Source organism: Albidovulum litorale, from assembly GCF_025751495.1.
GTDB lineage: Bacteria > Pseudomonadota > Alphaproteobacteria > Rhodobacterales > Rhodobacteraceae > Albidovulum > Albidovulum litorale.
Genome location: NZ_JAOWKZ010000002.1, coordinates 335,246 through 350,861, shown reverse-complemented (window position 1 = coordinate 350,861; position 15,616 = coordinate 335,246). Strand labels below are relative to the sequence as shown.

Here is a 15,616-nt window from a genome sequence, read left to right as displayed (position 1 = left end):
AACGGGAGAAAATTTCCCGGAGCATAAGAAAAACTTTCGAAAGGTCGGGCAATGCTTCCGCCGCTGAACGCGATGCGCGCATTCGAGGCCGCCGCCAGAACCGGCAGTTTCGTGCAGGCGGGGGTGGAACTGGGCGTGACCTCGGCCGCTGTCAGCCAGCAGGTCCGGGCGCTGGAGCAGCATCTTGGAAAGCACCTGTTCCTGCGGCAGGGCAACCGGATCACGCTGACCGATGCTGGGCGGGCGATCTATCCGCGGATCGAGCAGGCGCTGACCGATCTCGCCTCGGTCGCCGACGAACTTGCCGAAGGGCGCAACCGGGCGCGGCTGGTCGTGTCGGTTTTGCCGAGCGTGGCCGAACTGTGGCTCGCGCCGGCCATGGCGGGCTTTTCGTCAGACGGAAAGGTGGAAATCCGGGTGGAGGATGACCCCGTCGCATTCGCCCGTGACGGCGTGGACCTGAGGATCACCTATGGCGCGGATTATTATGCTGACCATGTCACCGAGGTGTTGTTCCGTGACCGGATCATGGCGGTCGCCGCCCCCGGTTTCGTCCTGCCTAAGGGCGGGGTGGAGGCCCTGCCCGACAGCGCTTTCATCCATACCGACTGGGGACCGGCCTTCGCCACCCAACCGGCCTGGAATGCGTGGTTCGCCGATCGGCTGAGTGACCGGCGGCCCGATCCGGGCGCCGGGCTGAAGGTTGGCATGATCGCGGTCGCAGCCGCGCTTGCCCGGGCCGGTCTGGGTGTTGCGCTGGTGCCCGAGCGCATTGCCGGGGACGATATCAGGTCGGGACGGCTTCGGGTGGTGGAGCCGCATTCACTGCCGATGTCACGCGACTATGTGATGGTCTGGCCAAGCGCGATCGCGCGGCGCCCGTTGCTGCGGGCCGTAACGGCGCATCTGCGGGAGGCGGCTGTCAGGGTTTCTTGAGCTCGCCGACGTTCTCGGCGAAGGCCTTCTTGAAGGCCTCCTGCTTGATGGCATCGGCTTCGGTCTGGTTCGCCGCGCGCCAGTCCTCGTAGGGCATCCCGTAATAGACCTCGCGCGCCTCGTCCTTGGTCATCTCGATGCCGCGCTCGGCGGCGGCCTCTTGATACCAGCGGGCTAGGCAGTTGCGGCAGAAACCGGCGAGGTTCATGAGGTCGATATTCTGCACGTCGGCGCGCTTCTCCATCAGGTGGTGGCGGAGCGTCCGGAAAGCGGCGGCTTCGATCTCGATGCGGGTCTGGTCGTCCATGATCTTCTCCTCGTCTCAGAGATTGGTATCCGCCAGCGCGGCTTCAAGGATCGGTGCCAGCCGATCAGCCCAGGCGATCTGGCCGTCCCCGGTGCGGATCAGATCGTGGCGGATCTCGATCAGCACGTTGGGGCGGCCCTTCTTCAGTGCGTGCCGGTCGATGGAATCGCCGTCGAGATGGCCGCCATAAGGCTCATTCTCGCCCACGTTCAGATCGGGCTCGGCCCGCAGCCGCTCAAGAATGGCGAGCGACAGTTTCGGATCGAGATGGGAATAGAGGATGCCCACCTGCCAGGGCCTGTCGCCGCGCCCGAAAAGCCGGGGCGTGAAGCTGTGGACAGCGCAGATGACGGTTTCGGGCCTGCGGATCGCCAGCCCTTCCAGCGCGTCGTGATAGGGCCGGTGGAAGGCGTTCAGGCGGCGCTCGGTCTCATCGGCATTCACATCGCGGTTCACCGGGATGATCGTCTGGTCGTAAAGCTTCATCACCAGCGTCGGATCGTCCTCGCCCCGGTTGGGGTCGATGACGAGGCGCGAGAAATCCGACAGGATCGCGGGCGCGTTCAGCCGCTCCGCCAGCCGCCGCGTCACCCCCGCCGCGCCGATATCATAGGCGATGTGGCGTTCCATATCGCCGGGCGAGATGCCAAGGCTGCCGCCGCCGATGCAGTTGGGCACCCGGTTGGTCGCATGGTCGCAGGTCACAAGCCAGCGCGAGGGGCGTTCAGCGCCGACGATCTCGAAAGGTTGTGTCGTCATCTCACCGTCATCTTGGAATGTCATCCGTCCCTTACCCCGGCGGACGGCAAAGCGCCAGTTGCCGTGACGCGGCTTTTCGGCCATAGAGGGGCGGATTTCGATGATAGCGCAAACGGAAGAGATGCCATGGCCGGGATGAGACGCCTCAGGAACGTAAAGATCGTTGCCACCCTCGGCCCCTCGTCGAGCGATTATGAAACGATCCGGGCGCTCTTTGAGGCGGGCGCGGACGTTTTCCGCCTGAACATGAGCCATGGCAGCCATGCCGAACAGGCCGCCCGCCATGCGATCATCCGCAAGATCGAGGCCGATACCGGTCGGCCGATTGCGATCCTGGCCGACCTTCAGGGTCCGAAGCTGCGCACGGGTGTCTTTGCGAAGGGCGAGGAGGAACTGGCGGAAGGGGCTGCTTTCCGCTTTGATCTCGACCCGGCGGAAGGCGACAAAACCCGCGTCTGCCTGCCGCACAAGGAGATCTTTGCCGCCCTCGAACCGGGGGCCTCGCTTCTGGTCAATGACGGCAAGATCCGGCTTAAGGTCGAGACCTGCGGCGCCGATTTTGCCAATTGCACCGTGACGACGGGCGGCACGATTTCGAACCGCAAGGGTGTGAACGTGCCAGACGTGGTGCTGCCGCTGGCGGCTTTGTCCGACAAAGACCGGGCCGATCTGGAATTTGCCTGCGAACTGGGGGTCGACTGGCTGGCCTTGTCCTTCGTGCAGCGCCCCGAAGACGTGCAGGAGGCGCGCGCGCTTGCCAAGGGCCGGGCCGCGATCCTCTCGAAGATCGAAAAACCCGCCGCCGTGAAGGCCTATCCCGCGATCCTTGCGGCCTCCGACGGGATCATGGTGGCGCGCGGCGATCTGGGCGTGGAACTGCCGGTCCATTCGGTGCCGCCGATCCAGAAGCAGTTGGTGCGCGGTGCGCGGGCGGCGGCGAAACCGGTCATCGTCGCCACCCAGATGCTGGAATCGATGATCGAAAGCCCGATGCCGACGCGCGCCGAGGTCTCTGACGTCGCGACCGCGATCTACGAGGGCGCCGATGCGGTCATGCTCTCCGCCGAAAGTGCTGCCGGTGAGTATCCGGTGGAGGCGGTCACGACGATGGACAGCGTGGCGAAATCGGTGGAGGCCGATCCGACCTACCGCGAGGTGATCGAGGCCTCACGCCGCGTCAGCCGCACCACCATCGCCGACGGCATCGTGGCGGCGGCGCGCGAGATTGCCGAGGCAACCGACATCCACGCAATCTGCTGTTTCACGCAGTCGGGCACCACGGCAAGCCTTGTCGCCCGCGAACGGCCGAGCGTGCCGATCATCGCGCTGACACCGATCCCGGCGACGCTCCGCCGCCTTTGCCTGACATGGGGGGTGCATTGCGTGCGGACGGAGACTATCGACCGCTTCAAGATGGCGGTGGTCTGGGCCGCCCGCGCCGCGCGGGAATACGGCTTCGCGACCGAGACGGACCAGATCGTCGTGACAGCGGGCGTGCCCTTCAACGTCAAGGGCACGACGAACATCCTGCGCGTCGCGCCCTGCGACGAACGGCTGATCTTCCGGACCGATCCGGAATAGTACCGCCCGTCGGACGCGGTACTTGCCAAACCCCTCCCGCCCGTCTATACGCCGCCTCTCGAATACCCCGCGCTTCCGGCCAAGTGGCATTGCCGAGTCGCGCGTTCACTCTGACCAAGGAGATGAAAATGCCCAAGATGAAGACCAAATCGGCCGCCAAGAAGCGGTTCAAGATGACGGCCTCGGGCCGCGTCAAGGCTGGTGTCGCCGGCAAGCGTCACGGCATGATCAAGCGTTCGACGGACTTTATCCGCAAGGCGACGGGCACCATGGTGCTCTCGGATGCGGATACGAAGATCGTCAAGAAATACATGCCCTACGACCGCTGAGGAGAGAGACACATGGCTCGCGTTAAATCCGGCGTCGTCACGCACGCCCGTCACCGCAAGGTCATCAAGAAGGCGAAAGGCTACTACGCCGCGCGTTCGACCAACTTCCGCACCGCCACGCAGGCGGTGGACAAGGCGCAGCAATACGCCACCCGCGACCGCAAGGCCCGCAAGCGCAATTTCCGCGCTTTGTGGATCCAGCGGATCAACGCGGCTGTGCGTGCGGTTGACGCCGACATGACCTATTCGCGCTTCATCAACGCGCTCGGCCTTGCCGGGATCGAAGTGGACCGCAAGGTGCTCGCCGATCTCGCCGTGCATGAGCCGGCGGCGTTTGGGGCCATCGTCGAAAAGGCGAAGGCCGCGCTCGCGTAACTCCTCGTATCCGAGGGACAGTTGAAACCCCGCGAGTGGCCTTGATGGGCCTCCCGCGGGGTTTTTCTTTGGGCAGCTTGAATTCGGGCCGCCCTGTGATAGCAGAAGGCCGGTGATGCCGGAGGGACCGATGGACGGATTGGACGCGCTGAAGGGCAAGTATCTGGAAGGGATTTCCGGGGCGGGGGATGAGGCCGCTTTGGAAGAGCTTCGCGTTGCCGCCCTTGGCAAGAAGGGCGAGATCAGCCTGAAGATGCGCGAGCTTGGCCAGATGGACCCCGCCGTGCGGCAGGCCGCGGGGCAGGCGCTGAACCGGCTGAAGGATGAGATCGACGCCGCTTTGCGCGCCAAGAAATCGGCGCTGGCCGATGCGGCGCTGGATGAGCGGCTGAAATCCGAATGGCTCGACGTCACGCTGCCGGGCCGTCCGCGCCGTCAGGGCACGATCCACCCCGTGTCTCAGGTCACTGAGGAAATCACCGCGATCTTCGCCGATATGGGCTTTGCCGTTGCCGAGGGCCCGCAGATCGAAAGCGACTGGTACAATTTCGACGCGCTCAACATCGCGCCTGAACACCCCGCGCGGCAGGAGCACGATACGTTCTTCATGGCGCGCGCGGAGGGCGACAACCGCCCGCCGCATGTGCTGCGCACCCATACCTCGCCGGTCCAGATCCGCGCGATGCAGACCCATGGCGCGCCCCTGCGCGTCATCGCGCCGGGCCGCGTCTACCGCATGGACATGGACCAGACCCATGCGCCGATGTTCCACCAGATCGAGGGGCTGGCGATCGACCGCGACATCTCCATGGCCAACCTGAAATGGGTGCTGGAGGAGTTCTGCCGCGCCTTCTTCGAGGTCGACGATGTGGAACTGCGCTTCCGCGCCTCGCATTTCCCCTTCACCGAACCGTCGGCCGAGGTCGATATCCGCTGTTCCTGGGACAAGGGCCAGCTGAAGATCGGCGAGGGCGACGGATGGATGGAGATTCTGGGCTCCGGCATGGTCCACCCGCATGTGCTGCGCTCCGCCGGCGTCGATCCCGATGAATGGCAGGGCTTTGCCTTCGGCATGGGGATCGACCGGCTGGCAATGCTGAAATACGGCATCCCCGACCTGCGCGCGTTCTTCGAGAGCGACCTGCGCTGGCTGAGGCATTACGGCTTCGCGAGCCTCGACATGCCGACGGTGGCCGGGGGGCTGAGCAGGTGAAGCGTGATCTCGACCTTGTTCGCAGTATGCTCATAAAAGCGGAAGATTCCGATGAGCGATACTTTGATATCGGGGTGTGGGATTGGACTGACCATGACATGCGAGACCGAGAGCTTGATACCAAGCTTAGCCAAACAGAACTCTTCCATTTGGACTTAATGGAGCAGGGTGGACTGATAAAGAAATCTGTCTGCGAGCATTCAGATTTCGCGATGTGGGAGATTACGTGGCACGGCTATGATTTTCTGGATGCCAGCAGATCTGAAAAACTGTGGAACCGGCTAAAGAGAGAAGCCAAAGCACAGGGTATATCTCTGACGGTCAACGGAGCCATATCCGCCGTAAGAGTTCTAAGTGCGGAACTGCTTTCAGTAGGAGCGGCTCAATGAAGCTCGACAACAATCCTTACCGCTCCGTAGGGCGGGGTTCACCCCGCCGCGCGCTGGAATGGCGGGGTGAACCCCGCCCTACTCATGGGACGATACGATGAAATTCACCCTCTCTTGGCTGAAAGACCATCTCGAAACCGAGGCGACGCTCGACGAGATCCTCTATGCGCTGACCGATCTTGGCCTTGAGGTCGAGGAGGTCGAGGACCGCGCCGCACGGCTTTCGGCCTTCACGCTCGCCAAGGTCCTGCATGCCGAACAGCATCCCGATGCCGACAAGCTCAGGGTCTGCCGGGTTCTGACCGATGAGGGCGAAAAGCAGATCGTCTGCGGCGCGCCGAACGCGCGGGAAGGGATCACGGTCGTCCTCTGCAAGCCCGGCGACTATGTCCCCGGCATCGACGTGACCCTGGGCGTCGGCAAGATCAGAGGCGTCGAGAGCCATGGCATGATGGCCTCCGAACGCGAGCTGGAGCTTTCCGACGAACATGACGGCATCATCGAACTCCCGTCGGGCGAGGTCGGTGAGAAGTTCGTGGACTGGCTCGCGAAGAACCGCCCCGGCGCGGTCGATCCGATGATCTATATCAAGATCACCCCGAACCGCCCCGATGCGCTGGGCGTGCGCGGCTTGGCGCGCGATCTGGCGGCGCGGGGTCTTGGGGTGCTCAAGCCGCTGAATGTCGAGCCGGTCAAGGGCGGATATGAAAGCCCGATCAAGGTGGTGATCGCCCCCGAACTGAAGGAAAAGGGCTGCCCGTTCTTCGCCGGGCGCCTGATCCGTGGCGTGAAGAACGGGCCGAGCCCGGCATGGTTGCAGGCGCGGCTGAAGGCCATCGGGCTGCGGCCGATCTCGGCGCTGGTCGACATCACCAACTTCTTCACCTTCGACCAGAACCGGCCCTTGCACGTTTTCGACGCGGGCAAGGTGAAGGGCGATCTGCGCATCCATCCGGCGGCGGGTGGCGAAACCATCGAGGCGCTCGATGAAAAGACCTACACCTTCCGTCCCGGCATGATGGTGATTTCGGACGACAATGGCCCCGAAAGCATCGCCGGTGTGATGGGCGGCGCGGTTTCCGGCTGCACCGAGGAAACCACGGATGTCTTCCTTGAAAGCGCCTATTGGGACCCGATCACCATCGCGACGACGGGCCGTGCGCTGAAGATCAACTCCGATGCCCGCTACCGGTTCGAACGCGGCGTGGACCCTGAGTTCACTTTGCCGGGGCTGGAACTGGCCACGCGGATGATCCTTGATCTTTGCGGAGGTGAGGCGTCCGAGGTGGTGATGGACGGTGCGGTGCCGGTCAGTGACCGGGCCTACAGGTTCGATCCGAAGAAGGTGGTGAGCCTTGTCGGCATGAACATCGCCGAGGGCGATCAGCGGGCGACTTTGGAGGCTCTGGGCTTCACCCTGAAGGGCGACATGGCCCATCCGCCGTCCTGGCGGCCGGATATTCTGGGCGAGGCCGATCTGGTCGAGGAAGTGGCGCGCATCGCCTCGCTGACGAAGCTGGAAGGCAAGCCGATGCGGCGGGCGAAACCGGGCGTGCCGAAGCCGATCCTGACGCCGATGCAGGTCCGCGAAAAGGCGGCGCGGCGGACGCTGGCGGCGCTGGGCTACAACGAATGCGTGACCTATTCCTTCATCGACTCCGCCTCGGCCGAATTGTTCGGTGGCGGCGACGAGGCGACGCGGCTGGAAAATCCGATCTCGTCGGAAATGACCCATATGCGGCCCGACCTGCTGCCGGGGCTCTTGCAGGCCGCCGCCCGCAACCAGGCGCGCGGCTTCATGGACCTCGCGCTGTTCGAAGTCGGCCCCGCCTTCCATGGCGGTGAGCCGGGCGAACAGGCGCTGATGGCCACCGGCCTTCTCGTGGGCGCGACCGCGCCGCGCGACCCCTATGATTCGCGTCGGATGGCCGACCTTTACGACGCCAAGGCCGATGCCGAGGCGGTGCTGGCCGCTTTGGGTGCGCCGCAAAAGGTTCAGATCAGCCGCAAGGCGGATGCCTGGTGGCATCCGGGCCGGTCGGGCGTGATGGGCCTGGGGCCGAACGTGCTTTGCACCTTCGGCGAGGTGCATCCGAAGGTTTTGAAGGCGATGGATGTGAAGGGGCCTGCGGTCGCCTTCACGATCCGGGTGGAGGCGGTGCCCTTCCCGAAATCGAAAACCACGACCCGCGCTGCCCTTGGCCGGTCGGACCTTCAGGCGGTTGAGCGCGATTTCGCCTTTGTCGTCGACAAGGGGGTCGAGGCGCTGACGCTCGTGAACGCCGCGCAGGGCGCGGACAAGGCGCTGATCGAAAGCGTCGCGGTCTTCGACCAGTTCACGGGCGAGAAGGCCGAGGCGCAGATGGGGGCGGGCAAGAAGTCGCTCGCCATCTCGGTCCGCCTGCAACCGCGTGACAAGACCCTGACCGACGAGGAGATCGAGGCGACAAGCCGGAAGATCGTCGAGAAGGTGGCGAAGGCCACCGGCGGCACGCTCAGGGGCTGATACCGGTCAGGGGCTGCTGCGACAGGAACCCGGCCAGATGGTCGAAGACCAGCCGGATGCGCCGGCTGGTGTGCAGTTCGCGGTGGGTGGTCAGCCAGATCGGGAAGGTGATCGGCGGAAGCTCGGGCAGGATACGCTCCATTTCGGGGTTAAGCCGCGCAAGCTCATCCCACATCGGCGCAATGCCGAAGCCCTGCCGTGCCAGTTCCCAGGCGACGATGCCATTGGCCGAGCCGATGCGGAAATTCGCCTCGGTCAAGGGCAGGCCAAGCGGCACGAGATAGTCGAGCATCTGGCGGTTGTCGCCGAAGCCGATGAAATCGTGGCGGGCGAGGTCGGCAGGCGTTTTCGGCCGTCCCCGTTCCGAAAGATAGGAGCCGGAGGCGTAGAAATACGCCTTCGCCTCGCGCACCAGCCGGGCGATGAGGTCGGGCTGTTCGGGGCGGACATGGCGGATGGCGATATCGGCCTCACGCCGCATCAGGTCGCGGATATCGTTGGCGGCAACGATGTCAATCTCCAGCCGGGGCGCCACCTCGCGCAGGCGTTTCAGCGCGGCGGGCAGGATATAGGCGGAAAGCCCTTCGCTCGCCGTTATCCGGACCTTGCCCTCGATCGACTGCGACTGACCGCTGGCCGCTAGCGCAACCCGATCGGCGGCCGCCCCCATCGCCCGGACATGGCCCAGAAGATCGCGCCCCGCCTCGGTCAGTTGCAGCGCGCGGCCGACACGTTCGAACAGCAGGATGCCAAGGTCATTCTCCAGCGCCGAGACCTGGCGGCCAAGCGTCGGCTGGGTCAGGCCAAGAACCCGCGCCGCAGCCGAGAGTGAGCCTTCCTCGGCCGTGGCGAGGAAGGCGCGGATATGGTTCCAGTCGAAGCCGCTCAATCGTTGATCCATGCATAGATGTATAAAGAAACAACGTATTTCGGCAATTTCTTTGTGAAATCCGCATGGGTATTGATGGGCTCAAAGGAGATACATCATGCAGAATGCAGCAAAATTCTGGGACGGCATTGCCGAGAAATATGCCAAATCGCCCATCAAGGACGTGGATGCCTACAACTACACATTGGAGCGGACCCGCTCCCACTTGGCCAAAACCGACCGGGTGCTTGAACTGGGTTGTGGCAGCGGTTCAACCGCGCTCCTCCTCGCGCCGGGCGTGGGCGAGATCACGGCGAGCGATGTTTCGCCCGGCATGATCGCGGTTGGCAAGTGCAAGGCCGAAGTGGAAGCGGTGAAGAATATTCGCTTCGTCGCCGCCGGTGTCGATGACGAGGTGCTGGACGACGGACCCTATGATGCCGTGCTGGCCTTCAACATGCTGCACCTGCTGCCCGACCTGCCGAAGGCTCTGGACCGGGTGAACCACCTCCTGAACCCCGGCGGCCTGTTCATTTCAAAAACGATCTGCCGACCGGTCGCGGGCTCCGGCTGGTCACGTGAAAGGTTGTTTCTGACCTTCATGATGGGCGTTCTGCCGCTGATGCAACTGCTCGGCAAGGCGCCCTTCGTGCGGATCGGGCGGATCGCGGAGTTGGAAGCGGCGGTGATGAAGGCCGGCTTCGAGATCATCGAGACCGGCAACCACCCCGCGCAGCCGCCGCGCCGCTTCATCGTGGCCCGCAAGGTCTGAGAAAAACGATGCGAAGGGGCTGTTGATCAGCCCTTCGCGCGGTCGATATGGCCCAGATCGCGATCCGGGTCGATCCGGTCGCGGATCATCTGCTTCAGTACCTTCACGTCTGGAAAGCCGCCGTCGCGCTTGCGTTCCCAGACCAGCTCATCCCCGACCCGGATTTCGAAGATGCCGCCGGTTCCGGGGATCAGCGTCACGCTGCCGATATCGGTGCCAAAGGTCGACAAAAGCTCCTGCGCCATCCACCCGGATCGCAAGAGCCAGTTGCAGCCGGTGCAGTAGGTGATCGAGATTTGAGCGTTCACCGTTGACAATCTCTTCCTCCGTGCGGGTTTCGTTCAGCGACTTCTGCCGGGGACCCTGATTGTACCCGGAAAAAGTGCCCTGCTATTGACGTCCTTTGGTTTTCTTCATCTCATGGCCGCAATGACAGTAGCAGCCTTACTAGACGTTGTGGTCCGGTTTTATGAAGAGATTTCTGTTCGCGCGTATCGAAGCTTGGATATTGTGCCTGTTTGCCCTGGTTGGCCTTTTGGGGCTTATCGCCTTCGGCGGACTTGTCCTGTTGCGCGAGCGCGGGTCTTCGTTTGCGGGTGGTGTTGGCGCCGCTGCGCATGGGCTGGCCGAACTGCCGCTCGTCTTGAAGCGACTACGCGAACCCGATTCCAGAATCTATCGCTGGTCAAAGCGCTTTAACGAGATTCCGAGCGGCTGGTCCTTCGGCGAGGTCGGGCGGCCCGGAGCTTTGGATGGTTACGTGCTGCTGAGCCGCATCGACGGAAATAGGCAGCGCGCGGTGGTCGAACTCGTCGATCTGAGCGACATGGCGGTCGTACATACATGGCTGCCGGATGTGGAGGAACTCCTTGCAGTGGTGAAGGAGCTTCCGGAAAACGCCGAGAAATTGAACTGGGCCCAGCCTTACTTTCGGTTCGTCCATCCATTTATTCATAGCGACGGCGGCCTGACCATAAAGAACCACGACAGCCCGCTTATTCGGACCGACGCTTGTTCTCGCCCACTCTGGGCGTTCTCAAAGAGCGTGTTTTCGCATTCTACGGAAGTGGATGCGAATGGCGATTACTGGCTTGTGGCCCATCCGGATCTAAAGCCGGATAGCCGCTGGGCCGAGCCGTTCAGCAATGATTCGCTTGCACGCGTGTCGGCTGACGGACATCTCGTCGAGCTCATTGACCTCGCCGAGGTTTTTGAAAGTCTTGGCCATTTTGGTCGATTGTTTCCGGTCAACCAGTACATCGACGACCCTTTACACCTGAATGACATTCAACCTGTTCTCAAAGATGGGCCCCATTGGAAGAAAGGCGATCTGTTCCTCAGCTTGCGCGAACCGTCAATCATCATGCTTTACCGGCCTTCCAGCGACGAGATTCTCTGGATGAAGGATGGGCCGTGGCTGAAACAGCATGACGTTGACATACTCGACGACCACCGGATCTCGGTTTTCAGTAACAACACAAGGAATTACGGTTCGGGAACGCGTGTTGAGGACGCCGTGGACGTGATGATCTATGACTTTTCAAATGGAGAAGTCACCATGCCGTGGCGGGAGTCTTTCAGAAGGCTTGACATCGAGACGACTTTCGAGGGCCTGGCTCAGTTGCTTCCAGACGGAAATCTCATGGTTGAGGAGACGCACAGCGGAAGACTTCTGATCATGGACAAGGATGGTGCGGTTCTGGGGCAATTTCTGAATCGGGCGGATGACGGGCAAGTTTACGTAATGGCTTGGAGCCGCTACATTGAGCCAACTGTCGGAGACGCATTGGTGAAGGTACTTCAAAAGGTAGACTGCAATGGTTAAGCGCGAAGTTCTGATCGTAACACTTGCCGCGGCGATCCTGTTGTCGCCACAGATGGCGATGGCCTATATCGGCCCGGGTGTCGGCGCGGGGGCGATCGCGGCGGTTATCGGCGTGATTGGGTCGATCTTCCTCGCGATTGTCGCCGTGCTTTATTATCCGATCAAACGGATGATGAAGAACCGCAAGGCAAAGGCGGCCAAAGGATCGGGCGGCGGCGAGCCCGCGGAATAAGATGATCTGGCTCTTTGTCGTCCTCGCCGGCGTCCTTGCCAGCGAGGCTTTTCTCCGCCTGCCGCTTTTGCCGGTGATCCGCAAGGTCACGACGACGGCGCAGAAATCCGGGCGGGTGTTGAAGAGCAAGCGCATCTCGGATCATTGGAAGGAAAGGATTCTGCCTTCCTATTCCTGGGTGATCGGCAAAGGCTCAATCCAGTTCTTTCTGATGTTGATGCTGGCGCTTGCGCCGGTGGTGCTTCTTGGCCTCGCCTTTCCCGGCGGCATGGCGGCATGGGGTGAAGCGCTTCTGCGCCCTTCGGTGATCGGCGCCCTGTGTGTCGTCTCTATCCTGTACATCTGGATCCGGCTCAAGGTGAAGCGTGTCTGACTATTCCGCGCTCGACCGGATGCTGCACCGGCTGGCGCTGGCATCGCCTGCCACGGCCGAGATGATGCATGACATGGAACGCGGCATGCATCTGAAGGCGGCCCCCGAAGATACCGGCCGCCATGTCTTCGTCACCGGCCTTGCCCGCGCGGGCACGACAATCCTGATGCGCGAGATTCATCGCACCGGCGAATTCGGTTCTCTCACCTATGCCGACATGCCCTTCGTGCTGGCCCCGAACCTTTGGGCGAAGCTCAGCCGCAAGGGACACAAGCCCGGTGTGAAGGCCGAACGAGCCCATGGCGACGGGATCGAGGTCGATACCCAGAGCCCCGAGGCGCTGGACGAGGTCTATTGGCGCATCTTCGACGGCAAGAGCTATATCGGTGCGGACGGGTTGAAGGTGCACGGCCCTGATGCCGATTTGATCTCAGGGTACCGCGACATGATCCGGCTGGTGCTGAAAAAAACCGGCAAGACCCGCTATGTTTCGAAGAACAACAACAACATCCTGCGGCTCGGAACGCTGGCCAAGGCCATGCCTGAGGCCGAATTTCTCGTACCGCTGCGCCGCCCGCTTGACCACGCGGCGAGCCTTCTGGGACAGCATCAGCGCTTTCTCGATGCCGATCCCTTCATCCGCGATTACATGACATGGCTTGGCCACCATGAATTCGGTGCGACGCACAGGCCCTTCCTGTTCGGTGGTCGGCCCGAGGGCGATCCGGGCAGCATGGATTACTGGCTGCGCGTCTGGATCGCGGCCTATTCGGCACTCGACCCGGTCGAAGCCGCCGCCGGGAACGTGACCTTCGTGCCCTATGAGGCGTTGAGTTCGGATCCCGCCGTCTGGCAGGCCGTGGCAAAGCGGATCGGTGTAGCGCCCGATATGCCGCAGGAATTGCGCCCGGTCGCCGACCGCGCGCCGGAGGCGCATGATGCCGGTCTGGCCGCCGAGGCCGAGGCGCTGCATGCGCGCCTTTCCGATCGCGGCTTCGCGACACTTGGGCTTGGCACGTAACTGCCAATCCTTCCGGTAAGGTGGGTTTAAACCCACCATACGTCTGCGTCCGGCCTTGCGGGCGCTGGGCCGATCTGCCAGATTTCGGCATGTCAGACCGAAGCCAGCCCCACATCCCTTATCCCGACCCGTCGCGCCGGATCTTAGCGGAGCTTTACGCATGAACGCACAAGGCGAATTACCGGTCCTGATGCCGCAGGTCGCAGCACCCGAGGCCTTTACAGATGCCGAGGCGGCGGTGTCGCGGCTGGAGGCGCTTTACACCCAAGCGACGCGGTTCCTGTTTGACAAGTTCAGCGAAACCGTCGCGGGTGCGCGCCCCAAGGCCCGGGTCCGCGCCTTTTACCCCGAGGTTCGGATCACCACGACCAGCCATGCCAAGGCCGACAGCCGCCTCAGCTTCGGCCATGTTGCCATACCGGGCACATATGCCGCGACGGTCACCCGACCGGACCTGTTCCGGAATTATCTTGTCCAGCAACTGGACCTGTTGATTCAGAACCATGGCGTACCGGTCATCGTCGGCCCCAGCGCTACGCCGATCCCGATCCATTTCGCCGTTGCGTCAAACCCGGCGATTTCGGTGCCGCAGGAGGGCGTGCTGGATTTTCCGCTTCGCGACGTTTTTGACGTGCCGGATCTGGCGACGACCAACGACGACATCGTCAACGGCACCGCCGCGCTCAATGCCGACGGATCGGGGCACCTTGCACCCTTTACAGCGCAGCGGGTGGATTATTCGTTGGCGCGTCTCGCGCATTACACCGCGACCGATCCGGTGCATTTCCAGAACCACGTCCTCTTCACCAACTACCAGTTCTACGTGGATGAGTTCGAGGCCTTCGCCCGCAAGGCGCTGGGCGATCCGGCCTCGGGCTACACCGCCTTCGTCGCACCCGGGAACCACGAAATCACGGCCGAAGACGGCGACATCCCGCAACTGCCGAAACTGCCGCAGATGCCGACCTATCACCTCAAGCGGCGCGGCGGGCAGGGGATCACGCTCGTGAATATCGGGGTGGGCCCGTCGAACGCTAAAACGGCGACTGACCATATCGCGGTTCTGCGTCCCCATGCCTGGCTGATGGTCGGCCATTGCGCGGGCTTACGGAACAGCCAGTCGCTTGGCGATTTCGTGCTCGCCCATGCCTATCTGCGGGAAGACAAGGTGCTGGATGACGATCTGCCGGTCTGGGTGCCGGTGCCCGCATTGGCGGAAATCCAGATCGCGCTTCAGGAAGCCGTCGCCGAAGTGTCCGAGATCGACGGATTTGAGCTCAAGCGCATCATGCGGACAGGCACCGTCGCCACGGTCGACAACCGCAACTGGGAACTGCGCGACCAGACCGGCCCGGTGCAGCGTCTCAGCCAGTCGCGCGCCATCGCTCTCGACATGGAAAGCGCGACGATCGCGGCCAATGGTTTCCGTTTCCGGGTGCCCTATGGCACGCTCCTCTGCGTTTCGGACAAGCCGCTGCATGGCGAGTTGAAGCTGCCCGGCATGGCCACGGATTTCTACCGCACCCAGGTCAACCGCCACCTTCTGATCGGGATTCGCGCCATGGAGCGCTTGCGCGAAATGCCGCTGGAGCGTATCCACAGCCGCAAGTTGCGCAGCTTTGAAGAGACCGCTTTCCTCTGAGACCCCACGGAAAGGGCAAAAAAACGCACAAACAAGCGGAAAACGCTTGCCAGAGGCCACAAAAGATTGTGTAGCAACACTACATGACGCTAAATGGCGCAGGATTACCCCAACCGACGGGGCACAGTGAGGAGACAGATATGTCCAAACCGATGACCAAGACCCAGCTCGTCGCCGCTCTGGCCGAAGAGATGGGCTCGGACAAGAAAACCGCCTCGGCGGCTCTCGACGCAATCTCGGCCGTTGTAACCCGCGAAGTCGCTGGCGGCGGTGCCGTCACCCTGCCGGGCATCGGCAAGGTCCAGTGCCGCGCCCGTCCCGAGCGCCAGGTCCGCAACCCGGCCACCGGTGAGACGATGATGAAGCCCGCCGACAAGGTCGTGAAGGTTTCCATCGCCAAGGCGCTGAAGGACAGCGTGAACGGCTGATACCTTTCCAAGTCTTTTTTTAGCAAGACCGCCCCTTTGGGCGGTCTTTGTTTTTGGCAC

18 protein-coding genes are annotated in these 15,616 nt (G+C 62.8%); 14 read left to right on the top strand and 4 right to left on the bottom strand.

Annotation, left to right across the window (positions count from 1 at the left end; genetic code table 11):
• The first annotated feature begins 51 nt into the window (after window positions 1–51).
• Complete coding sequence (locus OEZ71_RS07600) at window positions 52–936, top strand: LysR substrate-binding domain-containing protein (RefSeq protein ID WP_263739344.1); 885 nt, start codon at window positions 52–54, stop codon at window positions 934–936.
• Here OEZ71_RS07600 and OEZ71_RS07595 read toward each other — a convergent pair.
• Window positions 923–1,243, bottom strand: a complete 321-nt coding sequence (locus OEZ71_RS07595; protein ID WP_263739343.1) for a DUF1244 domain-containing protein — start codon at window positions 1,241–1,243, stop codon at window positions 923–925. The genes OEZ71_RS07600 and OEZ71_RS07595 overlap by 14 nt on opposite strands.
• Window positions 1,244–1,258: 15 nt before the next feature.
• Complete coding sequence (locus tag OEZ71_RS07590; protein WP_263739982.1) at window positions 1,259–2,002, bottom strand: N-formylglutamate amidohydrolase; 744 nt, start codon at window positions 2,000–2,002, stop codon at window positions 1,259–1,261.
• A 135-nt stretch (window positions 2,003–2,137) separates the two neighbouring features.
• Between OEZ71_RS07590 and pyk the strand changes: the two genes are divergently transcribed.
• From pyk to pheT, 6 genes are all read left to right on the top strand, one after another.
• A complete protein-coding gene (pyk, locus tag OEZ71_RS07585) occupies window positions 2,138–3,583 on the top strand; it encodes a pyruvate kinase (RefSeq protein WP_263739980.1) in 1,446 nt (481 codons plus the stop codon).
• A gap of 128 nt (window positions 3,584–3,711) precedes the next feature.
• Window positions 3,712–3,912, top strand: a complete 201-nt coding sequence (gene rpmI, locus OEZ71_RS07580; protein ID WP_263739342.1) for a 50S ribosomal protein L35 — start codon at window positions 3,712–3,714, stop codon at window positions 3,910–3,912.
• A gap of 12 nt (window positions 3,913–3,924) precedes the next feature.
• The gene (rplT, locus tag OEZ71_RS07575; RefSeq protein ID WP_263739341.1) at window positions 3,925–4,287 is read left to right on the top strand and encodes a 50S ribosomal protein L20; all 363 of its coding nucleotides are present in this window, start codon (window positions 3,925–3,927) and stop codon (window positions 4,285–4,287) included.
• 130 nt (window positions 4,288–4,417) lie between these two features.
• The gene (pheS, locus tag OEZ71_RS07570) at window positions 4,418–5,500 is read left to right on the top strand and encodes a phenylalanine--tRNA ligase subunit alpha (protein ID WP_263739340.1); all 1,083 of its coding nucleotides are present in this window, start codon (window positions 4,418–4,420) and stop codon (window positions 5,498–5,500) included.
• Window positions 5,497–5,889, top strand: coding sequence for a DUF2513 domain-containing protein (locus OEZ71_RS07565; RefSeq protein WP_263739339.1), 393 nt, complete (start codon window positions 5,497–5,499; stop codon window positions 5,887–5,889). The genes pheS and OEZ71_RS07565 overlap by 4 nt, the downstream gene beginning before the upstream one ends.
• Window positions 5,890–5,986: 97 nt before the next feature.
• The gene (pheT, locus tag OEZ71_RS07560; protein WP_263739338.1) at window positions 5,987–8,395 is read left to right on the top strand and encodes a phenylalanine--tRNA ligase subunit beta; all 2,409 of its coding nucleotides are present in this window, start codon (window positions 5,987–5,989) and stop codon (window positions 8,393–8,395) included.
• On the opposite strand, the gene OEZ71_RS07555 is transcribed toward pheT, so the two are convergent.
• Window positions 8,385–9,296: a LysR family transcriptional regulator gene (locus OEZ71_RS07555; protein WP_263739337.1), complete on the bottom strand. Its 912-nt coding sequence runs from the start codon at window positions 9,294–9,296 to the stop codon at window positions 8,385–8,387. The genes pheT and OEZ71_RS07555 overlap by 11 nt on opposite strands.
• Window positions 9,297–9,381: 85 nt before the next feature.
• On the opposite strand from OEZ71_RS07555, the gene OEZ71_RS07550 reads away from it, so the two are divergent.
• Window positions 9,382–10,035, top strand: coding sequence for a class I SAM-dependent methyltransferase (locus OEZ71_RS07550; protein WP_263739336.1), 654 nt, complete (start codon window positions 9,382–9,384; stop codon window positions 10,033–10,035).
• A gap of 26 nt (window positions 10,036–10,061) precedes the next feature.
• Here the strand turns inward: OEZ71_RS07550 and OEZ71_RS07545 are convergent, their stop codons facing one another.
• A complete protein-coding gene (locus OEZ71_RS07545) occupies window positions 10,062–10,343 on the bottom strand; it encodes an Rdx family protein (protein ID WP_412175611.1) in 282 nt (93 codons plus the stop codon).
• A gap of 161 nt (window positions 10,344–10,504) precedes the next feature.
• Here OEZ71_RS07545 and OEZ71_RS07540 point away from each other — a divergent pair, with 161 nt between their 5' ends.
• The 6 genes from OEZ71_RS07540 (at window position 10,505) to OEZ71_RS07515 (ending at window position 15,556) form a co-directional block, all read left to right on the top strand.
• A complete protein-coding gene (locus OEZ71_RS07540; RefSeq protein ID WP_263739334.1) occupies window positions 10,505–11,860 on the top strand; it encodes an arylsulfotransferase family protein in 1,356 nt (451 codons plus the stop codon).
• Window positions 11,853–12,092 (top strand): hypothetical protein, encoded by a 240-nt coding sequence (locus OEZ71_RS07535; RefSeq protein WP_263739333.1) that lies wholly within the window; start codon window positions 11,853–11,855, stop codon window positions 12,090–12,092. The genes OEZ71_RS07540 and OEZ71_RS07535 overlap by 8 nt, the downstream gene beginning before the upstream one ends.
• A 1-nt stretch (window position 12,093) precedes the next feature.
• Window positions 12,094–12,465, top strand: coding sequence for a hypothetical protein (locus tag OEZ71_RS07530; protein WP_263739332.1), 372 nt, complete (start codon window positions 12,094–12,096; stop codon window positions 12,463–12,465).
• Entirely contained in the window at window positions 12,458–13,486 is a 1,029-nt protein-coding gene (locus OEZ71_RS07525) for a sulfotransferase (protein WP_263739331.1), read from the top strand. The genes OEZ71_RS07530 and OEZ71_RS07525 overlap by 8 nt, the downstream gene beginning before the upstream one ends.
• A 160-nt stretch (window positions 13,487–13,646) precedes the next feature.
• On the top strand, window positions 13,647–15,128 hold the full coding sequence (locus OEZ71_RS07520) for an AMP nucleosidase (protein WP_263739330.1): 1,482 nt from the start codon (window positions 13,647–13,649) through the stop codon (window positions 15,126–15,128).
• A 140-nt stretch (window positions 15,129–15,268) separates the two neighbouring features.
• Window positions 15,269–15,556: an HU family DNA-binding protein gene (locus OEZ71_RS07515; protein ID WP_263739329.1), complete on the top strand. Its 288-nt coding sequence runs from the start codon at window positions 15,269–15,271 to the stop codon at window positions 15,554–15,556.
• The last annotated feature ends 60 nt before the right edge of the window (window positions 15,557–15,616 follow it).

Excerpts from the sequence above, each read along its gene's own strand:
- OEZ71_RS07600 (WP_263739344.1), top strand. The coding sequence starts at position 52 with ATGCTTCCGCCGCTGAACGCGATGCGCGCATTCGAGGCCGCCGCCAGA.
- OEZ71_RS07595 (WP_263739343.1), bottom strand. The coding sequence starts at position 1,243 with ATGGACGACCAGACCCGCATCGAGATCGAAGCCGCCGCTTTCCGGACG.
- OEZ71_RS07590 (WP_263739982.1), bottom strand. The coding sequence starts at position 2,002 with ATGACGACACAACCTTTCGAGATCGTCGGCGCTGAACGCCCCTCGCGC.
- pyk (WP_263739980.1), top strand. The coding sequence starts at position 2,138 with ATGAGACGCCTCAGGAACGTAAAGATCGTTGCCACCCTCGGCCCCTCG.
- rpmI (WP_263739342.1), top strand. The coding sequence starts at position 3,712 with ATGCCCAAGATGAAGACCAAATCGGCCGCCAAGAAGCGGTTCAAGATG.
- rplT (WP_263739341.1), top strand. The coding sequence starts at position 3,925 with ATGGCTCGCGTTAAATCCGGCGTCGTCACGCACGCCCGTCACCGCAAG.
- pheS (WP_263739340.1), top strand. The coding sequence starts at position 4,418 with ATGGACGGATTGGACGCGCTGAAGGGCAAGTATCTGGAAGGGATTTCC.
- pheT (WP_263739338.1), top strand. The coding sequence starts at position 5,987 with ATGAAATTCACCCTCTCTTGGCTGAAAGACCATCTCGAAACCGAGGCG.
- OEZ71_RS07555 (WP_263739337.1), bottom strand. The coding sequence starts at position 9,296 with ATGGATCAACGATTGAGCGGCTTCGACTGGAACCATATCCGCGCCTTC.
- OEZ71_RS07550 (WP_263739336.1), top strand. The coding sequence starts at position 9,382 with ATGCAGAATGCAGCAAAATTCTGGGACGGCATTGCCGAGAAATATGCC.
- OEZ71_RS07540 (WP_263739334.1), top strand. The coding sequence starts at position 10,505 with ATGAAGAGATTTCTGTTCGCGCGTATCGAAGCTTGGATATTGTGCCTG.
- OEZ71_RS07535 (WP_263739333.1), top strand. The coding sequence starts at position 11,853 with ATGGTTAAGCGCGAAGTTCTGATCGTAACACTTGCCGCGGCGATCCTG.
- OEZ71_RS07530 (WP_263739332.1), top strand. The coding sequence starts at position 12,094 with ATGATCTGGCTCTTTGTCGTCCTCGCCGGCGTCCTTGCCAGCGAGGCT.
- OEZ71_RS07520 (WP_263739330.1), top strand. The coding sequence starts at position 13,647 with ATGAACGCACAAGGCGAATTACCGGTCCTGATGCCGCAGGTCGCAGCA.
- OEZ71_RS07515 (WP_263739329.1), top strand. The coding sequence starts at position 15,269 with ATGTCCAAACCGATGACCAAGACCCAGCTCGTCGCCGCTCTGGCCGAA.